This window comes from Zobellia uliginosa (assembly GCF_018860745.1).
In the GTDB taxonomy this organism is placed as follows: Bacteria; Bacteroidota; Bacteroidia; order Flavobacteriales; family Flavobacteriaceae; genus Zobellia; species Zobellia uliginosa_B.
Map to the genome: position 1 here is coordinate 157433 of NZ_JAHKPY010000002.1, position 22608 is coordinate 180040.

The following is a 22608-nucleotide window of genomic DNA, read 5'->3' on the forward strand; positions in this document are numbered from 1 at the left end:
TTACTTCCAAGAAATGTTCTTGTATATGATAAGATACTTATTTATTTCCAACGATATTCTGAGCGCCCTTTAAGCTCATGTTCTATTTCTAATAAACGGTTGTATTTAGCAACACGTTCACCTCTACATGCAGAACCAGATTTTAAATGTCCACCATCCATAGCCACGGCAAAATCTGCTAAAAAAGTATCTTCAGTTTCTCCTGAGCGGTGAGATAGAAAATAACGCCATCCTGCTTCACGGCACATACGCACCGCTTCTATGGTTTCTGTAACCGACCCAATCTGATTTAATTTAATAAGTGCCGAATTAGCGGTTTTCTCGCTAATTCCTCTACTAATATATTTTCTGTTGGTAACAAAAATATCATCACCAACTACTTCGATTTTATCGCCAAATTTTTTGGTGAATTTTGCAAACCCATCCCAATCACCTTCAGAAAGGGGGTCTTCCCATGAGATGATAGGATATTTTTTTAACCACTCACCAGACAGGTCAATAAGCTCATTAGTTGTCATTTTACCGGCACCTGACTTTGTAAGGTCATACTTGTTATCCAAATTAGGAGAAAAGGAATTGGCAGCACTATCAATAGCAACAGACAAATCTATACCAGGTTGGTACCCTGCTTGTTCAATTGCTGCAATAATAAATTCTATAGCTATTTCATTGCTTGCGCAATTAGGTGCAAATCCGCCTTCATCACCAACACTGGTAGCGAGGCCTTTATCTTTCAATATTTTTTTTAGTACATGAAAAGTTTCTGCAACGTAACGTAACCCTTCCTTAAAATCTGGAGCTCCGTGTGGTACGAGCATGAACTCTTGAAAATCTACACTATTATCTGCATGTTCGCCACCGTTTAGGATATTCATGCACGGCACGGGAACACGCAAGGTATTGGATCCGCCTAAATATCTATATAACGGCAGGTTAGATGATACGGCCGCTGCTTTAGCAACTGCCATGGAAACGCCCAAAATAGCATTGGCACCAAGCTGAGATTTATTCTCGGTACCATCTAATTCTATCATGGTATAATCAATATCTTTTTGGTCAACTGCATGCATTCCTATTAGGGCTGCAGCTATTTTTTTATTAACGTTTTCCACGGCTTTTTGAACACCTTTTCCACTGTAGCGTTTTTCGTCATCACGTAGTTCTAACGCTTCGTTCATACCGGTTGATGCTCCTGATGGTACTGAGGCAGAAGCTTTTGTTCCATCATCTAAAGTTACATACGCCTTTAGTGTAGGGTTTCCTCGAGAGTCCAATATCTCGAGAGCCGAAATAGATGTGATTTTTGAATTCATTTTATTGAATATATAGTGATACTTTATCCTTTTTATGTAAAAAAAATATACATCGCAATCAATTGGGAGAAGCACTAATTTCTACCCTGTAATTGTTTTGAGGGTATGAAGGTATTACAGTATTCAAAAATGATGTATGATACAAGTCATGAATGCATTAATTTAAAGCAAACTGATTATGTTTTAGGCTATTCTTTCTGTACTTTTTCTTTCTGCTTTTCTTGTTTTTTGAAATAACCACGGGTCAAGAAATTATGTTTTAATGCTTCCATATTTTCATTGAATTTTAGCACCCCTTCATCTACATTTTTCATTGAATTTTGAAGCTGATGTACCAATGTGGTATCTGTAGCTAGATAGTTGATAGCCCCATCACCACCCTTAATGCGATTAACTACAGTGTTGAGATTTTTAGCAGTTTTTTCAATTTCTATGGAAGAATTTTCAAGATGGGTAAGAACGCTACGTATTTTTTCTCCGGAGAGCGGATCACTCAATAAAGTTCCAACCACACTTTCTTTGGTATCAAAACTTTCTACAAGTGCGTTTAGTTTTTGCATGGTCTCTTGGGCATCATTAGTGGTGTATTTTAGATTGATCAATGTTTGGTTTAAATTATGACCCATAATGGTATCATTAATTAAACGGCCCAGTGTACCTTTTCCGTCATTTATGGAGCGTGTAATAGTTAGCAATTGCTCTGTTAATACCGCGGCATTTTCATTGGTTACGTTTAAGGTATTCATCATGTCTGATGTGGCAGCGTTGCTGTAGGACTTAATTTCATCGCCAGATTTAACATAAGGTGCTTCACCGGTACCAGGAACGATGTTAATAATCATACTACCTACCAAACCATCTGAACCAATATTGGCAATTGAATTGTTTTTGATATGCTTTTGCATTTTATTGTCAATAAGCATACCTACCTGTATGGTGGTATCATTGATCATTTCAATATCTTTTACCGTACCAATGCTAATACCCGCATAACGAACATTATTACCGTTCTGTAGCCCACGTATGTTGTCAAAAGTAACGTTAAGGGTAAAGGTGTTCCCAAACATATTTTGTTTGTTCCCAATCATATAGATGACTATTATTAACAATACCGATCCAATGAGAACAAAAATTCCTAGTCTAAATTTTTCCGATGCTGATTTTTCCATGATCTATTTTTTAAAAAAGGCCTCTATTTTAGGGTCGTTTGATTGTATCAAATCCCTGTATTTGCCCTCTGCATAATTTATACCATCCACCAATAAGATCATCCGATCAGAAATGACTCTAGCACAATCCACATCGTGTGTTATAATTAATGAAGATGTGCCATATTTTATCTGAATGTTGCGCATTAGCTCAATAATTTCTTTGGATGTAATTGGGTCTAATCCGGTTGTAGGCTCATCATAGAGAATGATTTTAGGTTTTAAAATCAAGGTGCGGGCCAAGGCAATTCTACGTTGCATTCCACCAGACAATTCTTCTGGCATAAGGTCAATTGTATGTGCAAGACCAACACTTTCCAGGGCATCCATTACTAATGGCGTAGTATCCTTTATGTTGCCAAATTTTTCTTTGTGACGCCGCATTGGGAATTCTAAGTTTTCCCGTACGGTCATGGAATCATAAAGCGCACTTCCTTGAAATAAAAATCCAATATCGGACCTTAGCACATCTAAGGTTTCACGATCTAAATTCTTTATTTCCTTCCCCAGAACAGAAATGTAACCACTATCTGGTTGCATTAGACCCACTAGACATTTTATCATGACAGATTTTCCAGAGCCGGATTTACCCATAACTACAAGATTTTCACCCTTGTACAGTTTCATATGAAATCCGTCAAGCACCTTATGGTCACCAAAACTTTTATAGAGATCTTTAATTTCTATAATGACTTCTTTTTGGTCCGAAGTCTTTTCCATTACGTCTATGTTCTTTTGATCTTTCATTACACATCAAAAAATATGTTGGATATAAAAACTGCCACAAAATCTATAACGAATAAAAGTAAAGAGGTCATTACTACCGCCGTATTTGCTGCTACACCAACACCTGCCGTTCCTTTTTTACTGTAATACCCCTTAAAACAACCCACCAGTCCAATAGCAAAACCAAAGAAGAATGTTTTAATGAGCGCGGGTATTAAATCGGTATAGGACAGGGCGTCAAAAATAGTATTGAAATACAATTGAAAAGAAACGTTTCCCTTTATGTTTTCTATTAAAGCCGAACCAAAAAGGGATACGGCATCACTTACAACTACGAGTAACGGAAGCATTAATATAGCCGCCATAACCCTTGTAACCACTAAATATTTGAAAGGGTTGGTACCGGATACTTCCATGGCATCAATCTGTTCTGTAACGCGCATGGAACCCAATTCAGCACCTATTCCCGAAGAAATACGTCCCGCACAGACCAAAGCCGTTATAACAGGGCCCAACTCCCGTACAATTGAAATTCCCACCATATTGGGCATCCAAGAAACCGCACCAAATTGAATCATTGTAGGACGTGATTGTAAATCCAAAACCAACCCTATTATGAAACCCGTTACCAAGACCAAGGTTAGTGATCTATACCCAATTTGATAACATTGCCTTAAAAATTCGTTGAATTCAAAAGGTGGCCGTAACGCTTCCTTAAAGAAACGACCTGCAAAATAGGAGAGTTCCCCTATTTCATTTATGGATTGCCTTATCTTATTTGGAGTCTTGATTTTCAAATCTATTTGTTGAATTTGTAGTTGTATGCGACCCCCAAAATTAAACGACCTTCAACCAAATAGGAATGACTTGGGTCATATCTAAACAAATAAAAAATACTGCTTTAACAACTGATCTGTGTCATGCTAGATGCAGTGTGCACCATCTAATTTTGTAGCACCATATTTAATTTGGAAACAGTTTTAGCATAACCAATGAACAATAGAAAAATAAGCCGTGTAGGCTATAGGTTCGTGGATCTAGATGTCAGTAACTATAGACTTTTGTTTAATGCGCTTTTGGTAGGTTTGGTTACCGGATTGTTGAGCTCTGTTTTTAGGCTGATTCTTGCTCGTTTAGCTGCGCTTAGGACAACTTTTCAAATAGGAGAGATTAATCAGGCCTGGCAAAATTGGCTCTGGCCTACGCTTTTCACTTTTTTTGGTATTTGGTTTTCAATATTCTTGGTCAAGAAATACGCTCCTGAAACCGCTGGTAGTGGAATTCAAGAAATTGAAGGCGCACTAGATGGTTTAAGACCAGTGAGATGGCGCAGGGTTTTGCCCATTAAATTTATCGCTTCTATATTTTCCTTAAGTAGTGGTTTGTTATTGGGTCGTGAAGGGCCAACCGTGCAGATAGGTGCTAACGTGGGCAAGATGGCAGAAGACGTTTTTAAGCAATCTGCAGAAGAGGACAACCCTTTAATTAGTGCGGGTGCGGCATCAGGTTTGGCAAGTGCTTTTAACGCTCCTTTTGCAGGTATTATTTTTGTTATTGAAGAGATGAACGGCCATTTTAAGTTTAATTTTTATTCATTAGCAGCACTTATGATCGGCGCCGGTTCTGCAGATATGGTAGTACGGTTGTTGGTTGGGAGCGGACCTATTCTTAAAACAACCATTTTTACTTTTGAAGAATTATCCGGGATATGGTTGTTTGTATTGTTGGGACTTGTGCTAAGTGTTGTTGGAATTATGTTTAATAAGTTATTGATTAGGTCTTTGGATTTATTCAAAAAAATGAAAGTAAGCTATATTACCATTGCGTTGTGTATGGCTTTAATCATTACTGCGGTAGGTTTGTATTCAGAAGATATGATCGGGGCAGGTTACACCACCATTTCACATGTTCACAATAGTTCTTTTACGTTAAAATTTCTTTTAGCGCTGTTTGTTGTCCGTTTTATTCTTTCTGTTCTTAGTTATGGCTCAGGAGTGCCAGGAGGTATTTTTACTCCTTTAATAACTTTAGGGGTCATTTTAGGGATGCTCTTTGGCGGTGTAGCACAACATTTTTTCCCAGATCTGGTGCCTGATCCAGCTATTTTTGGTGTTGCCGGTATGGCGGGCATCTTTGCCTCAACCATTAGGGCTCCACTTACAGGTTTGGCGCTTTCGGTAGAAATGACGGCAAATTATGAGTTGATATTACCATTGATTTTCACTGCGGTTACAGCTTCCGTCTGTACCACAATGTTGGGTAATGCACCGATCTATTCCATTTTACTTAAACGTATTTTGAATAAGGAAGAGACCTCCCTTTAGAAATTGCAACTCTTTATTTCTATATGAAACCTGGTTTGTCTGGCTCGTATCAATCTCAAAAATAAATTACTGTTTTGTTAAAAAAAGACTAAAACCTAGGGTAACTGATCTAGGTCATTCGTATCGCTTATCTATCAAGATAATTTTGACCTATTAAAAGATGATAAGTATTTAAAATTTAATTCATAACTAAATAAAGAAGCATATGAAAAATGGAGTAACAGTCGCTATATGCGATTCGCATCAGAAAGCCGAAAAAGTGGTCAAAGAACTACAACAGTCAGGCTTTGATATGAAAAAACTTTCTATCGTTGGTAAAGATTATCACGAGGAAGACAAAGTTATCGGGTTTTACAATACCGGTGATAGAATGAAAAACTGGGGATCTGCAGGTGCTTTCTGGGGCGGTATTTGGGGCCTTGTTTTTGGCGCCGGTTTTTTCTTAATACCAGGCATAGGACCAGTTATGTTGGCAGGTCCAATCGTATCATCATTAATAGGTGGTCTTGAAGGCGCAGTTGTTGTTGGTGGACTATCTGCTCTTGGCGGAGCTCTTTTTGGTATTGGAGTACCCAAGGATAGTGTGCTACGGTACGAGACCGCTTTAAAGGCAGATAAGTTTTTAGTTATTGCTCACGGATCTTCTGAGGATTTGGAAAAAGCAAAAAAAATAATGTCCGATTCATCTGCAGATGAGGTAGATATTCACTCAAAAGAAGCTGTATCTGTTTAAGTATTAAAAATAATTTTAACTGAAATCTATATTAAATTTTTAAAAGATGAAAACAGTAATATTAAGTGCTATTTTAATGGGATTGGCTTTTCAATCTAATGCACAAGACCTGCTCTTTAGAGCCAGATTAGAAGTAGAAGAAGTACCCGAGTTAGTAGTAACCGCAGTGGAAGAAGATTTTCCGGGTTTCTCAATTGTGGAGTACAATGCGTTGCCTGTAGAATATGTAGAGGGAGATGTTTACATTAACCCAAATATAGATTCTAATGCAGATTACGATACCTTTCAAATAATAATGAAAGAGAAAGGAAAAGAACTGACAGCTACTTATGACAGAGATGGTAACCTTCTTAAAACTACAGAGCATTTTAAAAATGTAGCACTACCATATGCCGTAAGCAGATCTATTGCAAAAGAATATCCAAATTGGAAATTTGAAAAAGATTCTTACGACATGGTTCAATTGGGCAATGGAAAAGCAAAAAAACGTTATAGAGTTATCCTAGAAAACCATGGTAAAAAAATACATGTGCATACGAATGCAAAAGGCAAAATTTTAAATCATCATAAAAAAGCTTAGTATAAGAAAAACACCAGTGGCTTTTTAAGACAGTGGTATTTTTTAGAGTTGGTTGGTAATTGGAAGACAGGCAGCAGAGGTGAATATCACTTTCTACTGCCTGTTTTTTGTTGAATATGTATGATATAGAATAAAAAAAAAGGAGACATCTGCATGTCTACTTTTTTTAAAGAGTAATCTTATTATTCTACGGTTTAATGAGTTTTCTTAATCATCAACCTTTCATTATTCATTTGCTACGATTACAGAATAATTTCTCTGTTCCCACTTGTCTTCTTCTTTCCAATAAAATGTAAATTGTAATGAGGTAGACTGGGTGGTCGTAGGTATAATATTGGTAACGAAAATGCCAAATTTCATATTTTGGGACTCTGTGATAAAGGTGGTTTTCCAGTCGTCATCTGTCCAATGCACCGTACATTCCGTTAAGGTCTCAATTCGTAATGTTTTTCCTTTTGGAAGTGTTCTGGCTCCATTGTCAAAACGCCATATTTTATGATCTGATTTCTTTTTTCGCCTCTGGTAACGTTCAAAAGTTTGGCTGGGCATATCAAAAATATTATTGTGCTGTATAGAAATGCAGAGTTTAATATATTCTGCATGCGCCCAAGTTAAAGGCATGGCAGAACCTGTATGTTCGCCTAAGAATAATCCTTTTTCGGGAATATCAGCTTTGTCCCATATCTGTTCGGGTAATAAACCGTTGTTTGCAAAAGCCTCCATAGCTTTTAAATGCTTAGTAGCCTCTTCTATATTACCTGCCGCTATTTCATAATGACCTCTTTCTCCGGTTAACAACGGCCACGCACGACCTATTCCTGTACCATCATAAGGGTCTCCGTTTTCTTGCTCGCCATAACCATCATTATTATAACGGTACCAGCAATCTCCATTAGGAGTTTCAACCTTTAATTCCGCATCTATAACTTTTAATGTGTTCAGTATTTTTGGGTCATCGGCTGCCCGAAGACCGAACCTAACTAATGCCAAGGCGTCTACACTGATCAGTTCGCTTAGTTTTGTTTTTCCATAATCAGCATGATGGTTTTTAAGTTTAATAGTTCGATCACCCAGTTCCGTTGCAGGAATATCTGAAAAAGGATTTATACGAATATAATACCCTTCTACACCATGTTTTTGGGCCAGGGGAGTACCCGTAACATAGGTACGGTATTCTATAGTATCGTTCCAACTATCTGCAGTTTCCCGGCAATAGATGGCAAAATCTTTTTCGTCACTTATTTCTGCAAGTTCGGCTCCGGCCAATAAGGCGGCAATTTCTGTGGCCATCGTAAAGGGAGAAAAACCACCCTCTTCTTCCCAACGGTCTTGACTGGTATACGGTCCGTTCTTTAAAAGAAATGTAATCGCTTTTTTTGCCAAAGGCCAATATCTTTTCATTCGGTTTATTCCCATTGTATTACGTAAGTAACCTTTGAGGATTTCCAGAATTGGTAGGGCAATTTGATCCATCTGCAGACCATCCCAATTAGGTTCTCCTTGTAACCACATATTCTGTGGCCAACTACCATCTTCATTTTGGGTTGACATCAAATAGTTTACGATACGGGATACATCTGCTTTTGTTTCCAGCGCGTTAAATCCGCCCGCTGTTTCTATCAAATCTCTTGGCCAAACTACATGGTATCCGCTTTTGTCCGAATCTCCTTTTGTACCTCCCCAGGGAATGGAAAGACTAGCGATAATACCTCCAGGAAAATTTTTGGCTTCGTGCATACGTAACATCGCAGCACTCATTTTAAAATTTGAGGCAGGTATATTTGGTAGGGTGTCTTGCCAGGTTTGCCATTCTTGTATATATTTTCTTTTTGCAGTTTCAAAACCATTTAGAATACTTGCCCTTGCGTGATTAGCAGCCTCTAAATAGGTTCTTCCAAAACTTATAGCCAAAACAAAATCTTTTTCTGTAAGATCTATTTCTCCTGTAAGTGCGATATTTCCTTTTTGGGCACTTCCATATTGCCATTTTAATTTTCCGTTTTGACGAATATCTCTCCAACCGTCCGATTTCCCCACATAGCCTACAGATCGTTTTAACCATCTTAAAGAGCAGGCCATGGCCAATGCAATATCTCCGTTCTGGGCAAAGAGCATCTCAATACCCTTGTACTCTCCTAACCATCCTGTATTATTACCGCCTTCGTTATTTAAATGAGGTGCAAGTAATGCAAATAATTTTAAGGGAAGAGTAGGGTCTCTTTGTTCAAATATGATGTGTTGTAGTATCGTATTTCTATAAGGGTCTATAATAATTTCTTTAGTAATCCGGTACTTTTTAAACTTATCCGTATTAACGATACGGTACGCGGGAATACCGTCTTTGAGTGTTTCGATTAGATGTTCTGCATCTCTTTTTTCTTCGGAAAAAAACTCATGTCCATCTGTAACTATAAATCCCATATCGCGTATGCAGGCAATATCTTCACGGGGATAGTAGGCTTCATTAAGTATACCGTGGCTAAGTGTAAAGGTAACATCCGATGCAGAATTGAGAGCCTTACCTATTCCTGCTTTTGTACTAGAAGTCCATCTAGCCTCCATGCCTGGTGCTCCAGGCGCCTCTAATAGTTGAGACATAGTTTTGTTATCAAAAGGTTGATAATTGGTCCTAACTACTTTATTCGTGCATTTCTTCTAGTTGAGAATACTGTTTAAAGTAGAAATCATATTTTAATTATATCGGTAGGGGTTTCGACTAAAATGGTTACATCTCCTCTAAGGGCAATGGGTTGCTTCATGATTTCCGGGTTGTGCCGTATCATTTTAATCCAATCATCCGTAGATAAACTACAATTATGAAAATGTTTTTTGTAGGCTGGATGGTCCTGGTTTACCAAATCTGCGACTTCTATGTTCAAGCGGTCCGCAAATTCCACTATTTGCGTTCCGGTTAGCTTATTTTTTAGAATATCAATTTCTTCAATCGGTAATCCTTCAGATTTGGCATAGGCCAGTGTTTGTTTGGCCCGCACTGAGTTTGAACTGTAGTAAAACGTAATTTGTCTATTTGATGTGGCTATTTCTCCCATAATCTAAATTTTAAACCAAATTAGCTTTGTACTTTATGTTCATCTAAATAATGCTGTAAAAGTTGTTTTAAACTTTCTAGGTATTCCTGCATGACCACTTTGTCCATATGTGGATGTTCATTAACAGGAAGTGTCATTGGGTTTTCATCCAAAGACCTGTAGAGTTCAGGATATTTGGTTTCAATAAGCGTAGTGAGCTGTACGATTTCGCTTAATATTTTATGTAAATTTTTCATGAGATATTTTTAAGTTATTCAAGATATATCCTAGGGCTCGTTTAAGCAATAGATTTCTAACTGATGTTTTGCCTAAAAGCACTGTTCATGCTATAAAATTGCCTCAATCTTACTAATTAATAAAGTGAAAATATATAGTAAAAGTATAATGAAGTAGCGTGAATGGATATGATTTAAATCAGTATAAAAACCATTCTTTACAATTTAAAAATCGCGATGAATACTACACTTGCTTTCATACTCATCGCGATTTAAACCCTCAGATTATGAATACCCCATTCATTTTATCTGTTGCAAAACCATTAATGGTATCTCCGTTTTGTAAGCTATATTTTTTACTACATTTTCGCGGGTCAATGTCTTGAAAAAGCCATGATTGGTTTTCAATATGGCCAACATGCCCATTTGTTTATTTACTTTTTTTATCTGAATTAGTGTATTGGCCACGGAATCTTGCTGTTGAATTTCATAGAAATAGTGTTTTACCCCGCTCAGCGCTTTTCTTAGTTTTTCCTTGTTGGATTTTTGATTATCGCACAAAGTATCTTCCGTCTTAATATGGGCTACATTAAGAGTGGCATTAGAGCGTACCGCCATTTCAATAAGAGGTGAAAGCTCATCCGGTTTGAAGGAATATTTAAAGTCGGTTGCAAAAATTATACCTTCAAGTTCACTACAAACATATGCAGGTGGAACCGATATTACAGGGCATTTTTTTATATCCTTTATCAGTCTAAGTGTATTACTGCCAATAAAAACATCCCGAAAGGCAGATAAGCCTTTGGTACCTACAAAAATATAATCCGCATTCTCCTTAATTTGAATTTGTTTGGTTAAGTTATAAACCGAATCAGTTTCTAAAATTGCCTCAAACTGGTGTTCTACTTTTCTAGGTTGAGATTTTAATTTTTTTACGAGCTGATACAGATCTTCTCTAAAACTCATTTTTGAACCTTCTCCTGAAGGCACATCGTGATAGGCATGTAGGATGTAAAATTTGCAAGCTTCATCCTTAAAAAGAAGAAGTGCATAATCTATGGCTTTTTGCGCATTCTCTGAGAAATCGGTGGGGATTATTATTTTTTTCATCTTATACAAGTATTAAGGTCTAAAGTATCTTTTGGAGTATTTAAACCATTTGTTAATTTGGGGTTATCCGCTATTTCTTTACCATTACCTAAATGCTTCGCTCTTAAAAGCTTTTTTCACAAACGTTACTAATTTATTTTCTGGATACTAAAGATATAGTAGTAAGATAATCCTTACTATGACATATGTCATGAAAGAAAAGAAGATGGTAAAGGGAATCTAGCCGCTAAGAACGGATTGGGGTAGAAAGGAAATCTACTATATTTATTAAACAAAAAAACAGCTACGCAACCTTATATGGCATAGCTGTTTCTGATATGGACCTAAAAATGAATTGTATAGCTACGTATTAGCTATCCTTCTGAGACGAGAACAATTTTTTACCCACCATAATAACGGGGATTGCAGTAAAAAACCACAAATAATTTGTGTTGAAGCCTTCTTTTTTGTCCATAATTTTATGGTCCTTAAATTCAATAGAAGTACCGTAATTATTTTTTTCGGATAGAATAACCTTGTCGGAAACGCCATGTAGAGACAAGGAGAAAACCGTTTGATGGTGTTCGTTTTCCTTGAAAGCATCAATTGTAATAGCTAAGGTGCTGAACTCGTCCGGTAAATCAGAGGTTATAAATTTAAGATCGGTCTGATGGTCTCCCAGTTTTAGTCCGCCATTTAAAAGCTGCACCTGATTACCGTTAACCGTTAAATTAAAATTACCTTTTATATAATCTACCGCTAATTTCTTGTATTCAATAGCTGATAGATTAATGAACTCAACTTCTGGGTAATGTTTGTTCAGCGCTTCTTGAAAACCAGCTTGGCTTATACTAACGTTCAATATTCCCAATTCTTGGTTGACCTCTAAATAGTAGGTAGCCGACAATGGATTGTGGGCGTACGCCATTTTTATGGTCAGCATAGTAAGTAAGCAAAAAATAAAAGTCTTTTTCATAACGCTTCTTATCGGTAACTAAAGCTGTTGCTTGCCGCTACGCCTTTAAGGCATTTTGGAACGTTTGGAGCATCTGTATTACTAGCAACATAATGATAGGTGCCATCTGGGTAATCTGTTGTAGCTGCGGTTCTTCCGCCACAATCATCTAAATCGTCCGGTTCCACCCCATAGGCATATATTGGGAAACCGTCTTTTGCAAAACCTATTAATTTGGTATCAACCACTTGTTCGACCAACGTACATGAAACGTCTGTTATGTTATTAGCCTCCAAGACCTGGTTCATTGTTTCTGCTACAAAATGCCAATGGTAATATCCCGCAGGATCATGATGTCCGCCACAAGGGTCAAGAGAAGGAATGTTACCTGCTTTTTCTCTCCCTGGGTTAGCAACAGAAGGAGGGGCACCGTTAATAGGAGCACCATCTATTGAAACACCAACCAACTCAATCGTATCAATATCATTATTTGAAGAGGCCAATTTTGGTGTTGTAGGAATCAAAAATGTTAATTGCAGGTTGTTATCCGGTGCGGCTTCCAAACAATAGGATAAATCTCCATCAACAGGCCCTGAAGCAAAATCATCAATATTAATGTTGCCCTCGTCATCCACAATGTCATAACCATCTGCTTCCATAGCATTGAACAATTCTGCTTTCATTACTTGAAAACCGGGATTTGTATCTCCGTCATAAACTCCTAGGCCACCAATATCATTGATAGTTTCCGGGCAAAAAGGGCCACTCTCTACAGGGTTGCTTGAAAAAGTCATTTGAAAGCACTCTGCACTTGTGCCATCTTCCAGGGTAGCGGTAACTGTCTCAAAAGATACTAGAGAGGTGCTGTTGAATGCCGCTTCTGTAATTAAATAATCACCACTTTCCGTAGCTGTTTCTGTGTCGGTTTCCGTGTCTGTATCACTATCTGTAGTGTCATCGGAACTACATGAACCAAAATGGAGTGAAATGACGGTCAAGAATCCAAAGATGTAATTGAATTTAATCATGATTATTTATTTTAATTGGATTAATTAGTACGGATTTAATACCGCAAAGACATTTTTAAATTATATGATTATTACAATCAGCATAGGGTTAAATAACACTGCAGAATAGTACTAGATAAAGTGCTATTTTTCCGTATTACTCGATAATCGAGATTAAATACCACTAGGCTTGCCAAGAAAATAAATTGTGTTCCTTTTAGTGCCATGTGGGCTTGCTCCATGGTAGTTTACCTAGCATCTCTTGGTGATCTACCGTGTGATGGACCACGTTCTGGTTTTGGAGCATTTTCTAATTCCTCTTCTTCTAGATAACCATCGTTATTGGTGTCTATTTTTGAAAAATCGTTTTTCAACGGACCGTTTACTTCGCTTTCGGACAATCTCCCATCCTTGTCGCTATCCATTTCTGCCAGCATTTCTTTTAAAGAAGGTCTTTGATGTTTTTCGTTTCTTCCTTCGCCCGGTCGTTTTTCATTTTGTTTTAGATCTATTTGGTTATGCTCCATTTGATCTTTCTTCTGCTTTGAACCACAAGCTGTACATACTGCCAACCCAAGGGTTATAATTCCGATTTTCAGGATGCTTCTATATTTCATAAACTTATTTTACATCAACTTAAACTGATAGATTTTGAAAATTATAAGCTAGATTTTAGCTTGATAATCAAAACCAAAGTGAGCCGTTTATTATTTAATTGCTGGCAAAAGGGTATTTTTTCTTCGATTTAAATTTCTTCGCCATACCAAAAGCTCCGAGTATAAATACAAAACCAAGTACATACCAATTAACAGAGATACCAGCTAAACCAATGGATTTTTCCTGAAGTACAAATTCATTGTTTTTAAAATGTACCTGAGCTGCGTATTGGTTTTTTTTATCCAACGAAAACAAGTTTCTTTTGGAGCCATTTTTCAATACCATAAAGCTACTGGCACTTCTGTTTATATCTTGGAACAGCGTATTTTGCAACTTCACGGTTTCAAAGTTTGCCGGGGGAACAAACTTATAGACCACAATGGTTTCATGCCCTAATTTAATTATAGGTTCAGCAAGGTTTATCTGTTTAGCATCAATATTCAGATGTAGGTTTCTTGATAAAAGCGTACCCATTAATTCTTGAAATTCTTCTGGTGTTTCATAACCTTCAGCTGTGTATTCCGCATGAACCACTTGTTCAAAAGCCGTAAGGGAAGCTCTTATTTGAAGCGTCCAAACGCCATTCTTACCCTCTACTAAAATGGTACTTGATTGTGAAGGGGAGTGGGCAAAGGCCACCATGGGGAGCAGTAGCCATAAGAAGGCTACAAGCAACCCATTTTTTTTGCTGGATTTATTCAATGACATAAGCACCTTTTAAACAGTTAATAAAGTTATTGTTCCCAGCAGCATCAATATGATAATGGTAACCTCTAGTGTCATCTGAGTGACCTCTACAATCATCTAAATCTGTAGACTCGTTACCGTCTGCATCTAACATTTCATAAATTCCATTACCATCCATTGCATAGCCTATTAAAGGCGCATGATCATCATCCTGGTCTATTGTAGTACTATAACCTGTAGCCGCATGATAATGGTATCCTTGGTGTACGTTAATATGACCACCTGCATCATCAAAAGGAGCAAGGGTATAGGCACTTAAAATATTATTTACTGGAGCTGGCGCTGAATATTCTATTCCGTTAAGTGCAACACCACGCGTAGATGGAATTGTACTTGCAGTCATTGGACCGCCACCACCTGTAGAGAAATAGGCATTTTCGGATTGTAAAACAGGGGTAATAGGTATTAACCAAGTTTGCGTAAGATCAGTGATGTAAGAAGGAATACATTCTACACAAAAGTTTTCATATTCCGTACCAACATTTGGGTTAGCGGCATTAATACAATCATCCTCTGTCTCTGTAACATAAATGTCACCATTATCATCATACATCTGCCATTTCTCATCATTATAAAAATTGGCCATGTTCTGAATAAAGGCGCCATCTACATCGTAAACTTCTCCGCTATCCAACCATATACCTCCAGCCTCTGCATTGTCCGTAATATTATCAGGACACCAAGGACCCATTTCATGATCAGTAGGTGTGCTACTGGTTACTATCTGGTAACAATCTGTTTCTGTACCGTCAGATAGGGTGCAGGGTACGGTTGTTATGGTTAAATTATCTGTTGTGAAGTAGTCGGGATCTACATTTACTACAAGTTCCGTAGATACTTCTTCATCAGTACTATCGTCAATAGATTCGTCATCTGAATCACTGCTACAACTATTTAAAGAGAATAGAAAAGCAAAGCAGCCTAAAGTAATGTAAAGCGTATTTTTCATGATAAGGAGATTTTAAATTATAAGTGAGATTATTTTAAATGCTTATTGTCTTTGAGGTCTCTTTCCTGATGGTTTTGGAGCCTTTTCTACTTCTTCTTTTGATAAAAAACCATCTTTGTTGGTATCAATCTCCGTAAACTTTTCTTTTAAAGGACCGTTCACTTCAGTTTTTGAAAGAAGACCATTTTTATTGGAATCCATTTTAGTGAAAATTGCATCAACAGAAGGGGGACCTTGTTTTGCAGGTTTACTGTTAGCTTGTTGGCTCTTGCATGACATTACGAATATTGCGATAGTGGTTACCCCTATTAACATTGCTTTTGTACTCATATTTGTAGTTTTAAGATTCAAGTTTGCAGTTACAAATATTGGAAATGGTTTCACACCAAATGGCTTCTTTAAGTGAATCAACGATAGTTCTCAGTGAATGGACTTAATAGCTCTGTAAAAAGTTTAATGCATGCTATGTATATATTCAATTAAGAGATTATAAATACATTGTAGTAAGATAATAGGCGCCATGATTTAGGTCAAAAAAATAAAGTGCAATCTGAATTTATTTTGAAGAACGGATAATGGTATTATCCGTATTCTTTTTATGACCCTAAATCGTTGTTATTTATTTTTTGAACCTGACGAATATCATTCTTAAACGTCTCAAAGTTTATGAGCTTTGTAACTAAAGTTACTTCGCAGATTGTCAAGTCGTTGTAATTTTATCCCATCAAAAGTAAAAGCAAAATAAAATGAAGATAGAACAGATTTATACAGGATGTTTGGCCCATGCGGCCTATTACGTAGAGAGTAATGGTGAAGCGGCTATTTTTGATCCACTACGTGAGGTACAACCTTATATAGATAGGGCAATGAATGATCATGCAAAAATCAAGTATGTATTCGAGACTCATTTTCATGCGGATTTTGTAAGTGGTCATTTAGACCTAAAAAAGAAAACAGGGGCAGAGATTGTTTTTGGCCCAACGGCAAAACCTGGTTATGACGCTATAATAGCAGAAGACGGTCAAGTTTTTAATGTGGGTGATTATAAGGTAAAGGTAATACATACCCCCGGACATACTATGGAGAGCACTACCTACCTACTAATAGATGAAAATGGAAAAGAGTATGGAATCATTACTGGAGATACCTTGTTTATCGGTGATGTAGGCAGACCGGATTTAGCACAACATGTGCTAGCGGATTTAACGGAAGAGAAGTTGGCAGGTTATCTATATGACTCCTTGCGCAACAAAATTATGCCTCTTAGCGATGATTTAATCGTATTTCCTAACCACGGTGCAGGATCTGCCTGTGGGAAAAAGATGAGTAAACAAACTACGGATACTTTAGGTCACCAAAAAGCTACCAACTATGCGCTACGAGCAGATATGACCAAAGAAGAGTTCATTAAGGAACTACTAACAGGTTTAACAACCCCTCCAGGTTACTTTCCACAGAACGTAATGATGAACATTAAAGGATATGATAGTCTGGACACGGTTATGAACCGAGCGGAAAAACCTTTAACTGCCGAAGCTTTTGAGTTGCTTGCCAATGAAACGGGAGCACTTTTATTAGATACTAGAGATGCCAAAGATTTCGCAACAGGATTCGTACCTAATAGCGTTAATATAGGCCTTGACGGAAGCTTTGCCCAATGGGTAGGCGAGATGATTCCAGATGTGAAACAAGAAATTCTTTTAATTACCTATCCCGGTAAACAGGAAGAGGCTATTACCAGATTGTCACGTGTAGGTTATGACAATACCATTGGATATTTAAAAGAGGGCTTTAAAACCTGGAAAGAAGCCAAGAAAGAGGTAGAGACCGTTAAACGTATCTCACCTAAAGAATTAGAGATAGCCTACGCATCAGAAAAACCATTGGTTATAGATGTGCGTAAAAAAAGCGAATTTGACTCTGAACATGTAATAGGAGCTATTAACGTACCGCTTAATGAAATCAACCAACATTTAGCACAATTTCCAAAGGAAAAACCTTTTGTGGTGCATTGTGCAGGGGGGTATCGTAGTATGATAGCATCGTCTATATTAAAACAAAGAGGTTGGGATAATTTTGTGGATGTAGAAGGTGGCTTTGCAGAAATTAAAAATACGGGCATAAAAGTATCGGAATACGTTTGTCCTACCACGTTACTTTAAAATAAAAGCTAAAACACCAGTAGTTCTATTGTAATAATAGATGGGATTTCTGGCGATAAAACAAAAATAACATTAAAATTTGGTTGGTTATATATGGGGAGACGGTCAGGGCTTATTAGACCGTTTCCTTTTTTTAATCCTTCCTTTAATACATAAAAACTATGTCATTCTTAAGTTCAATATTTGGTAATAAAAGTGAAGCCTCTGATAAAATAGTAATCTTGGATAAAAAAGAGTACGCAACAGCTATTTCAGGTAGCAAAGTGCAATTGGTAGATGTTCGTACGGCTAATGAATTTAGCGGAGGTCATATTAAAGGCGCCAAGAATATTGATTTTTTTAACTCGGCTAACTTTGAGAAATCTTTTCAGAAACTAGATAAGAACAAACCCATTTATGTCTATTGCCGTTCTGGTGCAAGAAGTCAGAAAGCAGCTAGAAAGCTTTTAAATATGGGCTTTACGCAAATTTTTGATTTAAAAGGCGGCTATTCAAGATGGTCGTAAGTTATTATAAAAGAAATGGGTTAAACGTTTGTATAACCAACTAAACCAGCATTATGAAAACAAGTATTATAGTACAAAATTTAAAGTGTGGCGGTTGTGCCAAAACTATTACCTCTAGAGTATCGGAAATAGAGAATATATCCAACCTTTCGGTAGATGTAGAAACCTCTATGGTATCGTTTATGCACGAAGATTTGAACGATGCACTTATGGTTAAGGAGAAATTAAAAGTATTGGGTTACCCATCTATTGATAGCGAAAACTCTATGGTTTCAAAAGCAATTTCTTTTGCTAGCTGTGTAAGCGGAAAAATGTCTAAATAGGGTAGACCCGCCATGGCTTTTCGTACAAATTAAAAAGTAGGTTGGCGTAAGCGTATTTTAAAAAAAACCATCAACAACTAAATTCTGAATATTATGAAAAAAAATATGGGTAGTACAGACCGCATTATCAGATTTATATTTGCTGCTATTGTAGGATTTTTATATTGGCAAGGTAGTATTGGTGGCATTTTAGCTTACGTACTGTTAGCCGTAGCAGCAATTTTTATAATAACAAGTTTTATAAGTTTCTGTCCGTTATACACGATTTTTGGGTTCAAAACCTGTAAAACTAAAAAGTGATAAAGTTTTTAAGATGAACCAGGCACTACAGGATAATTACGGACATATTTTTGAAGATGAACTTCTTCAACAAATCGATAACGTTGCCACGTTTAAGGAAATACCCGAAGGATTTAAACTTATTGAAATAGGGGAGTTCATTAAATCTATGCCGTTGTTGGTATCAGGAGTTGTAAAGGTGTTGAGGGAAGATGATAAAGGAGATGAGCTATTGCTCTATTTTCTTGAACATGGCGATACCTGTGCTATGACATTGAACTGCTGTGTAGGTCACAGAAAGAGTGAAATACGGGCGGTGGCGGAAACAGAGGCAAAACTAATTATGGTGCCCATTAGTAAAATGGAAGAATGGATGGCCAACTACCCAAGCTGGCGTAATTTCATTCTAGAAAGTTACCATAATAGGCTTAATGAATTATTGGAAACACTAGACAGCATCGCATTTTTAAATATGGATGAACGTCTACTAAAATACCTGAAAAATAAATCGCGGGTTACAGGCAGTACTACCATTAACAGTACCCACCAGGAAATTGCTTATGAACTACACACTTCACGCGTAGTAATATCCAGGTTGCTTAAAAAACTTGAAAATATAGGTAAGGTAAAACTAAACCGGTACCATATAAAACTTGTGGAGTTGTAATTTAAGTTCTGTGTCTGTGCAAAGCTTGCCATAGCTTAATTCAATTTATATTTTTCTCTGTACTCGGTAGGACTGATACCTTCTTTCTTTTTGAACAGTCTTGAAAAATAGGGTGGATATTCAAAACCCAATTCATAAGCTACTTCTGCTATGCTTTTACTGGGTTGTAACAACAGGTTCTTAGCTTCATCAATTAACAGCAATTGCAAATGCTCTGTAGTAGTTTTACCGGTTTCTTTTTTTAAAGTGTCGCTGAGGTACCGCTGTGAAACGGATATTTTAGCTGCAATTTGCTCTATGCTAGGAATACCTTTTTTCTGTAATTGACCAGTTTCGAAAAATTGAGATACTTGCAGGTTAAACCGCTCTAGCAAGCTAGTAGAGAGTTCTTTTCTATTCAAAAATTGTCTTTCATAAAAACGATTGGCATATTTAAAAAGCGTAATTAATTGAGAGATAATGATGTCTTTACTAAACTCATCTTGGTTATTTTGGTATTCTATGTTAATATTCTCTACTATAGATTCGATTTGCTTTTCTTCTTTAGGTGAAAGATGTAACGCTTCATTTACCGCATATGAAAAGAAGCCATATTTTTTTATTTGTTGAGCCAGTTCTGTTCCTTTCAGAAAATCTTCATGAAAGTTGATGGAAAAGCCTTTTTGCTCATATACTACGCTACTATCCCATTGCAGTACTTGTCGTGGAGCGATAAAAATTAAAGCGCCGTTGGTGAAATCATAAGTGGTTCTACCGTAGTTTAAATCGCCTTTCACTATTTTCTTTAAACTAATAGAATAGCAATCATTTGTAATTGGAGGTGAACTTTCTTTGGGGCAGGGTAAAAAGTCTTCTCCCCTTGCAGAAAATACACTGAACATAGGATGCTCTGGTCCTGGTAATTCTAAATACGCTATGTACTCCGATAAGGTTTTAAAATGCTGCATATTATGTGTTTATTTCTTTAGCTGCCAATTGTAACTGCTTATTGTACCCATCTATTCTTGCATGCGCCGTACCATCTACCAATAATATAACGACTAACATAGCTATGGCCGTTATCATGCTTGCTCTCCATATAGGGGTGCTAACGAACAATAGGACTAGGGCACAGGCAATAATGATTATAGGTATTGCGGTAAAAACTATCGTGTCGTATTCTTTTAAGGTAGCTTCGGCTCGCTTCAATTCGGCATCTACAAAAGCAGCTGCATCTTTATGGTACGCCTTTTCAAATTGTGTTATTCTTGATTTATTGGTAAAAAATAAGCCCAAACCAATTATCAGAAGTAAGCTGCCTGCTACCAATGTTGGTATAATGTAGGCTCTTGCCATATCTGTCTTTCCCAGTTGCCAGAACCCAACACTCGCCACTAAAAATACCATTCCGAAGAGCATGAAAAACGGAGTAGAAAAAACTTCGGCCTTAGCCCAATCAGTAGCTGCTTTTAAAATATCCATAGCTGATGTTTTAGATAATCTATTCTACTAAATTAAAATTTATACTGGGTTTTTTTACTTATTTCGTTGCCCCAATATTGTTTACAATATTTGCTGGACCTTCTGGAAACCACATTTTAGCCAAAAGATTAGGTACATATCCCACTGGTACATAATCTGCAGTATAGGTAATTTTGGTTATGTCCGGATCTACTTTCGTAAATTCATAAACAACCTTGTAGTTAGCCATTCTCTTAACATCTTCTTGTTTATAATCGTTTGAAACTGCCGTTGCTGTAAAAATAAGTATGTCATCTTTTTTGACCCGATCAATTTTTATGACAATATCGCTATCTGCCATTGGCCATGGTGCATCAAAATAATAATATGCCAACCATTCCTTCCCCGATATTTTTTCTATTTCTTGGGTAACAGGTGTTCTTTTCAAGAATTTTTTATGATTGTTCGTATTGGAAAAATAGGCATCTAGTTCGTCTAAGGTAATGTTGGCCGTTGTCTGGGCAACGTAATAAAAATGGGTTCCTTCCTCTTCTTTGACCAGTTCATATTTTACCGTAGTCCTGCCATCTTTTGCGGTTTTCGTTTTATAGTTTCGGCTTTGTGCAAAAGCATTGATGGACGTTAATAATATAACTACTGTTCTTATATATTTTATGCGCTTCATTTCTCTTAGATTTCAATTATTGGAATCCAACTGTTAAACCTTCCATTCATAACCAACAGCATCTTCTGATACTGACCAAAGCTTTTCCATTACGGGTTTATCTTTTGCGTGTGGCTCTAGCTTGCATTCACCTACCGGGCCGGTCCAATAATTTTTTCCTGTTGGGCCGTAAAAACCTTCTTGGTCCAAATCTGGTTCTGTAGCACACATTAATTCTGGATACGCACCTTTTTCTGCTGATTGTACCATTGGTGTCAATTTCATGATTTGCCACATGAATCTTGTCATTAAGCTTCCACTGGTTTTTATGAGTGATGTTGAAGATGCCCCTGGGTGGCAGGCATATGCTTTTACAGTTGTTTTACCCGCCTCTTTTAATTTATCCTGTAATTCATAAACTGTCATAATCTGCGCCAGTTTACTTTGGCTATATACATCGTTAGGACCATAGTTCTTGTCCCAGTTCATATCATCGAACTTTATGGTCTTAATTCCCATAGTGTACCCCATACTGCCAACAGTTACAATACGACCTTTAGATTCTTCTATACGAGGGTAAAGTAATGCTTGCAGTAAAAAATTACCGTAATGGTTTACCCCTAACTGACTTTCAAAACCATCTTCGGTAAAGGTTTGTTTGGGTACTTGAGCTATTGCGGCATTACAAAGCAAGGCATCTATTTGTGGTACGGTTTTAAGCACCTCTTCTGCAGCTTTTTTTACAGAAGTCAAGGATGCTAAGTCCATTTCTATGTTGGTTACAGGTATTGCATTACCCAATTCTTGCTTTAAGGTTGCTATGGTAATGGTAGCCTTTTTTAGGTTACGGTTCAACATAACCACGGTTGCTCCTTTTTTCAATAATATTTTTGCAGCTTCATAACCTGTACCGCTTGTAGTACCTGTTATTACGAATGTTTTGCCTTTAAGACTTATAATTCTATCGGGTGTCCACCCTTGTTCGCCAAATTGTGTTGTATTCATTATATCCTA

26 protein-coding genes are annotated in these 22608 nt (G+C 37.1%); 8 read left to right on the plus strand and 18 right to left on the minus strand.

Annotated features, from left to right (window positions below; genetic code table 11):
* Window positions 1-41: 41 nt before the first annotated feature.
* From eno to KO521_RS01375, 4 genes are all read right to left on the minus strand, one after another.
* A complete protein-coding gene (gene eno, locus KO521_RS01360) occupies window positions 42-1313 on the minus strand; it encodes a phosphopyruvate hydratase (RefSeq protein ID WP_215938120.1) in 1272 nt (423 codons plus the stop codon).
* 188 nt (window positions 1314-1501) lie between these two features.
* Window positions 1502-2482 carry an MlaD family protein gene (locus KO521_RS01365; RefSeq protein ID WP_215938121.1) on the minus strand — a complete coding sequence of 327 codons (981 nt, stop codon included), beginning with the start codon at window positions 2480-2482 and terminating at the stop codon, window positions 1502-1504.
* 3 nt (window positions 2483-2485) lie between these two features.
* Window positions 2486-3268, minus strand: coding sequence for an ABC transporter ATP-binding protein (locus tag KO521_RS01370; protein ID WP_215938122.1), 783 nt, complete (start codon window positions 3266-3268; stop codon window positions 2486-2488).
* Complete coding sequence (locus KO521_RS01375) at window positions 3268-4044, minus strand: MlaE family ABC transporter permease (protein ID WP_194534279.1); 777 nt, start codon at window positions 4042-4044, stop codon at window positions 3268-3270. The genes KO521_RS01370 and KO521_RS01375 overlap by 1 nt, the downstream gene beginning before the upstream one ends.
* A gap of 195 nt (window positions 4045-4239) precedes the next feature.
* Here KO521_RS01375 and clcA point away from each other — a divergent pair, with 195 nt between their 5' ends.
* The 3 genes from clcA to KO521_RS01390 all read left to right on the plus strand — a co-directional run bounded on the left by clcA (window position 4240) and on the right by KO521_RS01390 (window position 6884).
* Entirely contained in the window at window positions 4240-5571 is a 1332-nt protein-coding gene (gene clcA / locus KO521_RS01380) for a H(+)/Cl(-) exchange transporter ClcA (RefSeq protein WP_215938123.1), read from the plus strand.
* 205 nt (window positions 5572-5776) lie between these two features.
* The gene (locus tag KO521_RS01385) at window positions 5777-6304 is read left to right on the plus strand and encodes a general stress protein (protein WP_194550986.1); all 528 of its coding nucleotides are present in this window, start codon (window positions 5777-5779) and stop codon (window positions 6302-6304) included.
* Window positions 6305-6350: 46 nt separating this feature from the next.
* Window positions 6351-6884, plus strand: a complete 534-nt coding sequence (locus KO521_RS01390; RefSeq protein WP_194534282.1) for a hypothetical protein — start codon at window positions 6351-6353, stop codon at window positions 6882-6884.
* A 225-nt stretch (window positions 6885-7109) separates the two neighbouring features.
* Here the strand turns inward: KO521_RS01390 and KO521_RS01395 are convergent, their stop codons facing one another.
* The 10 genes from KO521_RS01395 to KO521_RS01440 all read right to left on the minus strand — a co-directional run bounded on the left by KO521_RS01395 (window position 7110) and on the right by KO521_RS01440 (window position 15883).
* Window positions 7110-9482: a glycoside hydrolase family 15 protein gene (locus KO521_RS01395; RefSeq protein ID WP_215938124.1), complete on the minus strand. Its 2373-nt coding sequence runs from the start codon at window positions 9480-9482 to the stop codon at window positions 7110-7112.
* 86 nt (window positions 9483-9568) lie between these two features.
* On the minus strand, window positions 9569-9934 hold the full coding sequence (locus KO521_RS01400) for an arsenate reductase family protein (protein WP_215938125.1): 366 nt from the start codon (window positions 9932-9934) through the stop codon (window positions 9569-9571).
* Between the two features lie 20 nt (window positions 9935-9954).
* Window positions 9955-10170, minus strand: coding sequence for a hypothetical protein (locus KO521_RS01405; RefSeq protein WP_215938126.1), 216 nt, complete (start codon window positions 10168-10170; stop codon window positions 9955-9957).
* Between the two features lie 279 nt (window positions 10171-10449).
* The gene (locus KO521_RS01410) at window positions 10450-11259 is read right to left on the minus strand and encodes a universal stress protein (protein ID WP_215938127.1); all 810 of its coding nucleotides are present in this window, start codon (window positions 11257-11259) and stop codon (window positions 10450-10452) included.
* Window positions 11260-11608: 349 nt separating this feature from the next.
* Window positions 11609-12214: a hypothetical protein gene (locus tag KO521_RS01415; RefSeq protein WP_215938128.1), complete on the minus strand. Its 606-nt coding sequence runs from the start codon at window positions 12212-12214 to the stop codon at window positions 11609-11611.
* Between the two features lie 8 nt (window positions 12215-12222).
* Window positions 12223-13221, minus strand: a complete 999-nt coding sequence (locus KO521_RS01420; RefSeq protein WP_215938129.1) for a YHYH protein — start codon at window positions 13219-13221, stop codon at window positions 12223-12225.
* A 227-nt stretch (window positions 13222-13448) separates the two neighbouring features.
* Window positions 13449-13817, minus strand: a complete 369-nt coding sequence (locus KO521_RS01425) for a hypothetical protein (RefSeq protein ID WP_215938130.1) — start codon at window positions 13815-13817, stop codon at window positions 13449-13451.
* Window positions 13818-13911: 94 nt separating this feature from the next.
* The gene (locus KO521_RS01430) at window positions 13912-14565 is read right to left on the minus strand and encodes a hypothetical protein (RefSeq protein WP_215938131.1); all 654 of its coding nucleotides are present in this window, start codon (window positions 14563-14565) and stop codon (window positions 13912-13914) included.
* Window positions 14552-15553 carry a YHYH protein gene (locus KO521_RS01435; RefSeq protein ID WP_215938132.1) on the minus strand — a complete coding sequence of 334 codons (1002 nt, stop codon included), beginning with the start codon at window positions 15551-15553 and terminating at the stop codon, window positions 14552-14554. Before KO521_RS01435 ends, KO521_RS01430 begins: the two co-directional genes overlap by 14 nt.
* Before the next feature lie 42 nt (window positions 15554-15595).
* The gene (locus KO521_RS01440) at window positions 15596-15883 is read right to left on the minus strand and encodes an EF-hand domain-containing protein (protein ID WP_252729811.1); all 288 of its coding nucleotides are present in this window, start codon (window positions 15881-15883) and stop codon (window positions 15596-15598) included.
* Between the two features lie 416 nt (window positions 15884-16299).
* On the opposite strand from KO521_RS01440, the gene KO521_RS01445 reads away from it, so the two are divergent.
* The 5 genes from KO521_RS01445 to KO521_RS01465 all read left to right on the plus strand — a co-directional run bounded on the left by KO521_RS01445 (window position 16300) and on the right by KO521_RS01465 (window position 19490).
* Entirely contained in the window at window positions 16300-17715 is a 1416-nt protein-coding gene (locus KO521_RS01445) for an MBL fold metallo-hydrolase (protein WP_215938133.1), read from the plus strand.
* Window positions 17716-17876: 161 nt separating this feature from the next.
* Window positions 17877-18221, plus strand: a complete 345-nt coding sequence (locus tag KO521_RS01450) for a rhodanese-like domain-containing protein (RefSeq protein WP_215938134.1) — start codon at window positions 17877-17879, stop codon at window positions 18219-18221.
* Between the two features lie 53 nt (window positions 18222-18274).
* Window positions 18275-18544 carry a heavy-metal-associated domain-containing protein gene (locus tag KO521_RS01455; RefSeq protein ID WP_194534292.1) on the plus strand — a complete coding sequence of 90 codons (270 nt, stop codon included), beginning with the start codon at window positions 18275-18277 and terminating at the stop codon, window positions 18542-18544.
* A gap of 93 nt (window positions 18545-18637) precedes the next feature.
* On the plus strand, window positions 18638-18844 hold the full coding sequence (locus tag KO521_RS01460; RefSeq protein ID WP_215938135.1) for a YgaP family membrane protein: 207 nt from the start codon (window positions 18638-18640) through the stop codon (window positions 18842-18844).
* A 13-nt stretch (window positions 18845-18857) separates the two neighbouring features.
* Window positions 18858-19490, plus strand: coding sequence for a Crp/Fnr family transcriptional regulator (locus KO521_RS01465; protein WP_215938136.1), 633 nt, complete (start codon window positions 18858-18860; stop codon window positions 19488-19490).
* A gap of 35 nt (window positions 19491-19525) precedes the next feature.
* Here the strand turns inward: KO521_RS01465 and KO521_RS01470 are convergent, their stop codons facing one another.
* The 4 genes from KO521_RS01470 to KO521_RS01485 are packed head-to-tail and all read right to left on the minus strand — an operon-like array spanning window position 19526 to window position 22599.
* Window positions 19526-20437 (minus strand): helix-turn-helix domain-containing protein, encoded by a 912-nt coding sequence (locus KO521_RS01470; protein WP_215938137.1) that lies wholly within the window; start codon window positions 20435-20437, stop codon window positions 19526-19528.
* Between the two features lies 1 nt (window position 20438).
* Window positions 20439-20951: a hypothetical protein gene (locus KO521_RS01475; protein WP_215938138.1), complete on the minus strand. Its 513-nt coding sequence runs from the start codon at window positions 20949-20951 to the stop codon at window positions 20439-20441.
* Window positions 20952-21009: 58 nt separating this feature from the next.
* On the minus strand, window positions 21010-21615 hold the full coding sequence (locus tag KO521_RS01480; protein WP_215938139.1) for a hypothetical protein: 606 nt from the start codon (window positions 21613-21615) through the stop codon (window positions 21010-21012).
* A 33-nt stretch (window positions 21616-21648) separates the two neighbouring features.
* Complete coding sequence (locus KO521_RS01485; protein ID WP_215938140.1) at window positions 21649-22599, minus strand: SDR family oxidoreductase; 951 nt, start codon at window positions 22597-22599, stop codon at window positions 21649-21651.
* Window positions 22600-22608 lie beyond the last annotated feature (9 nt).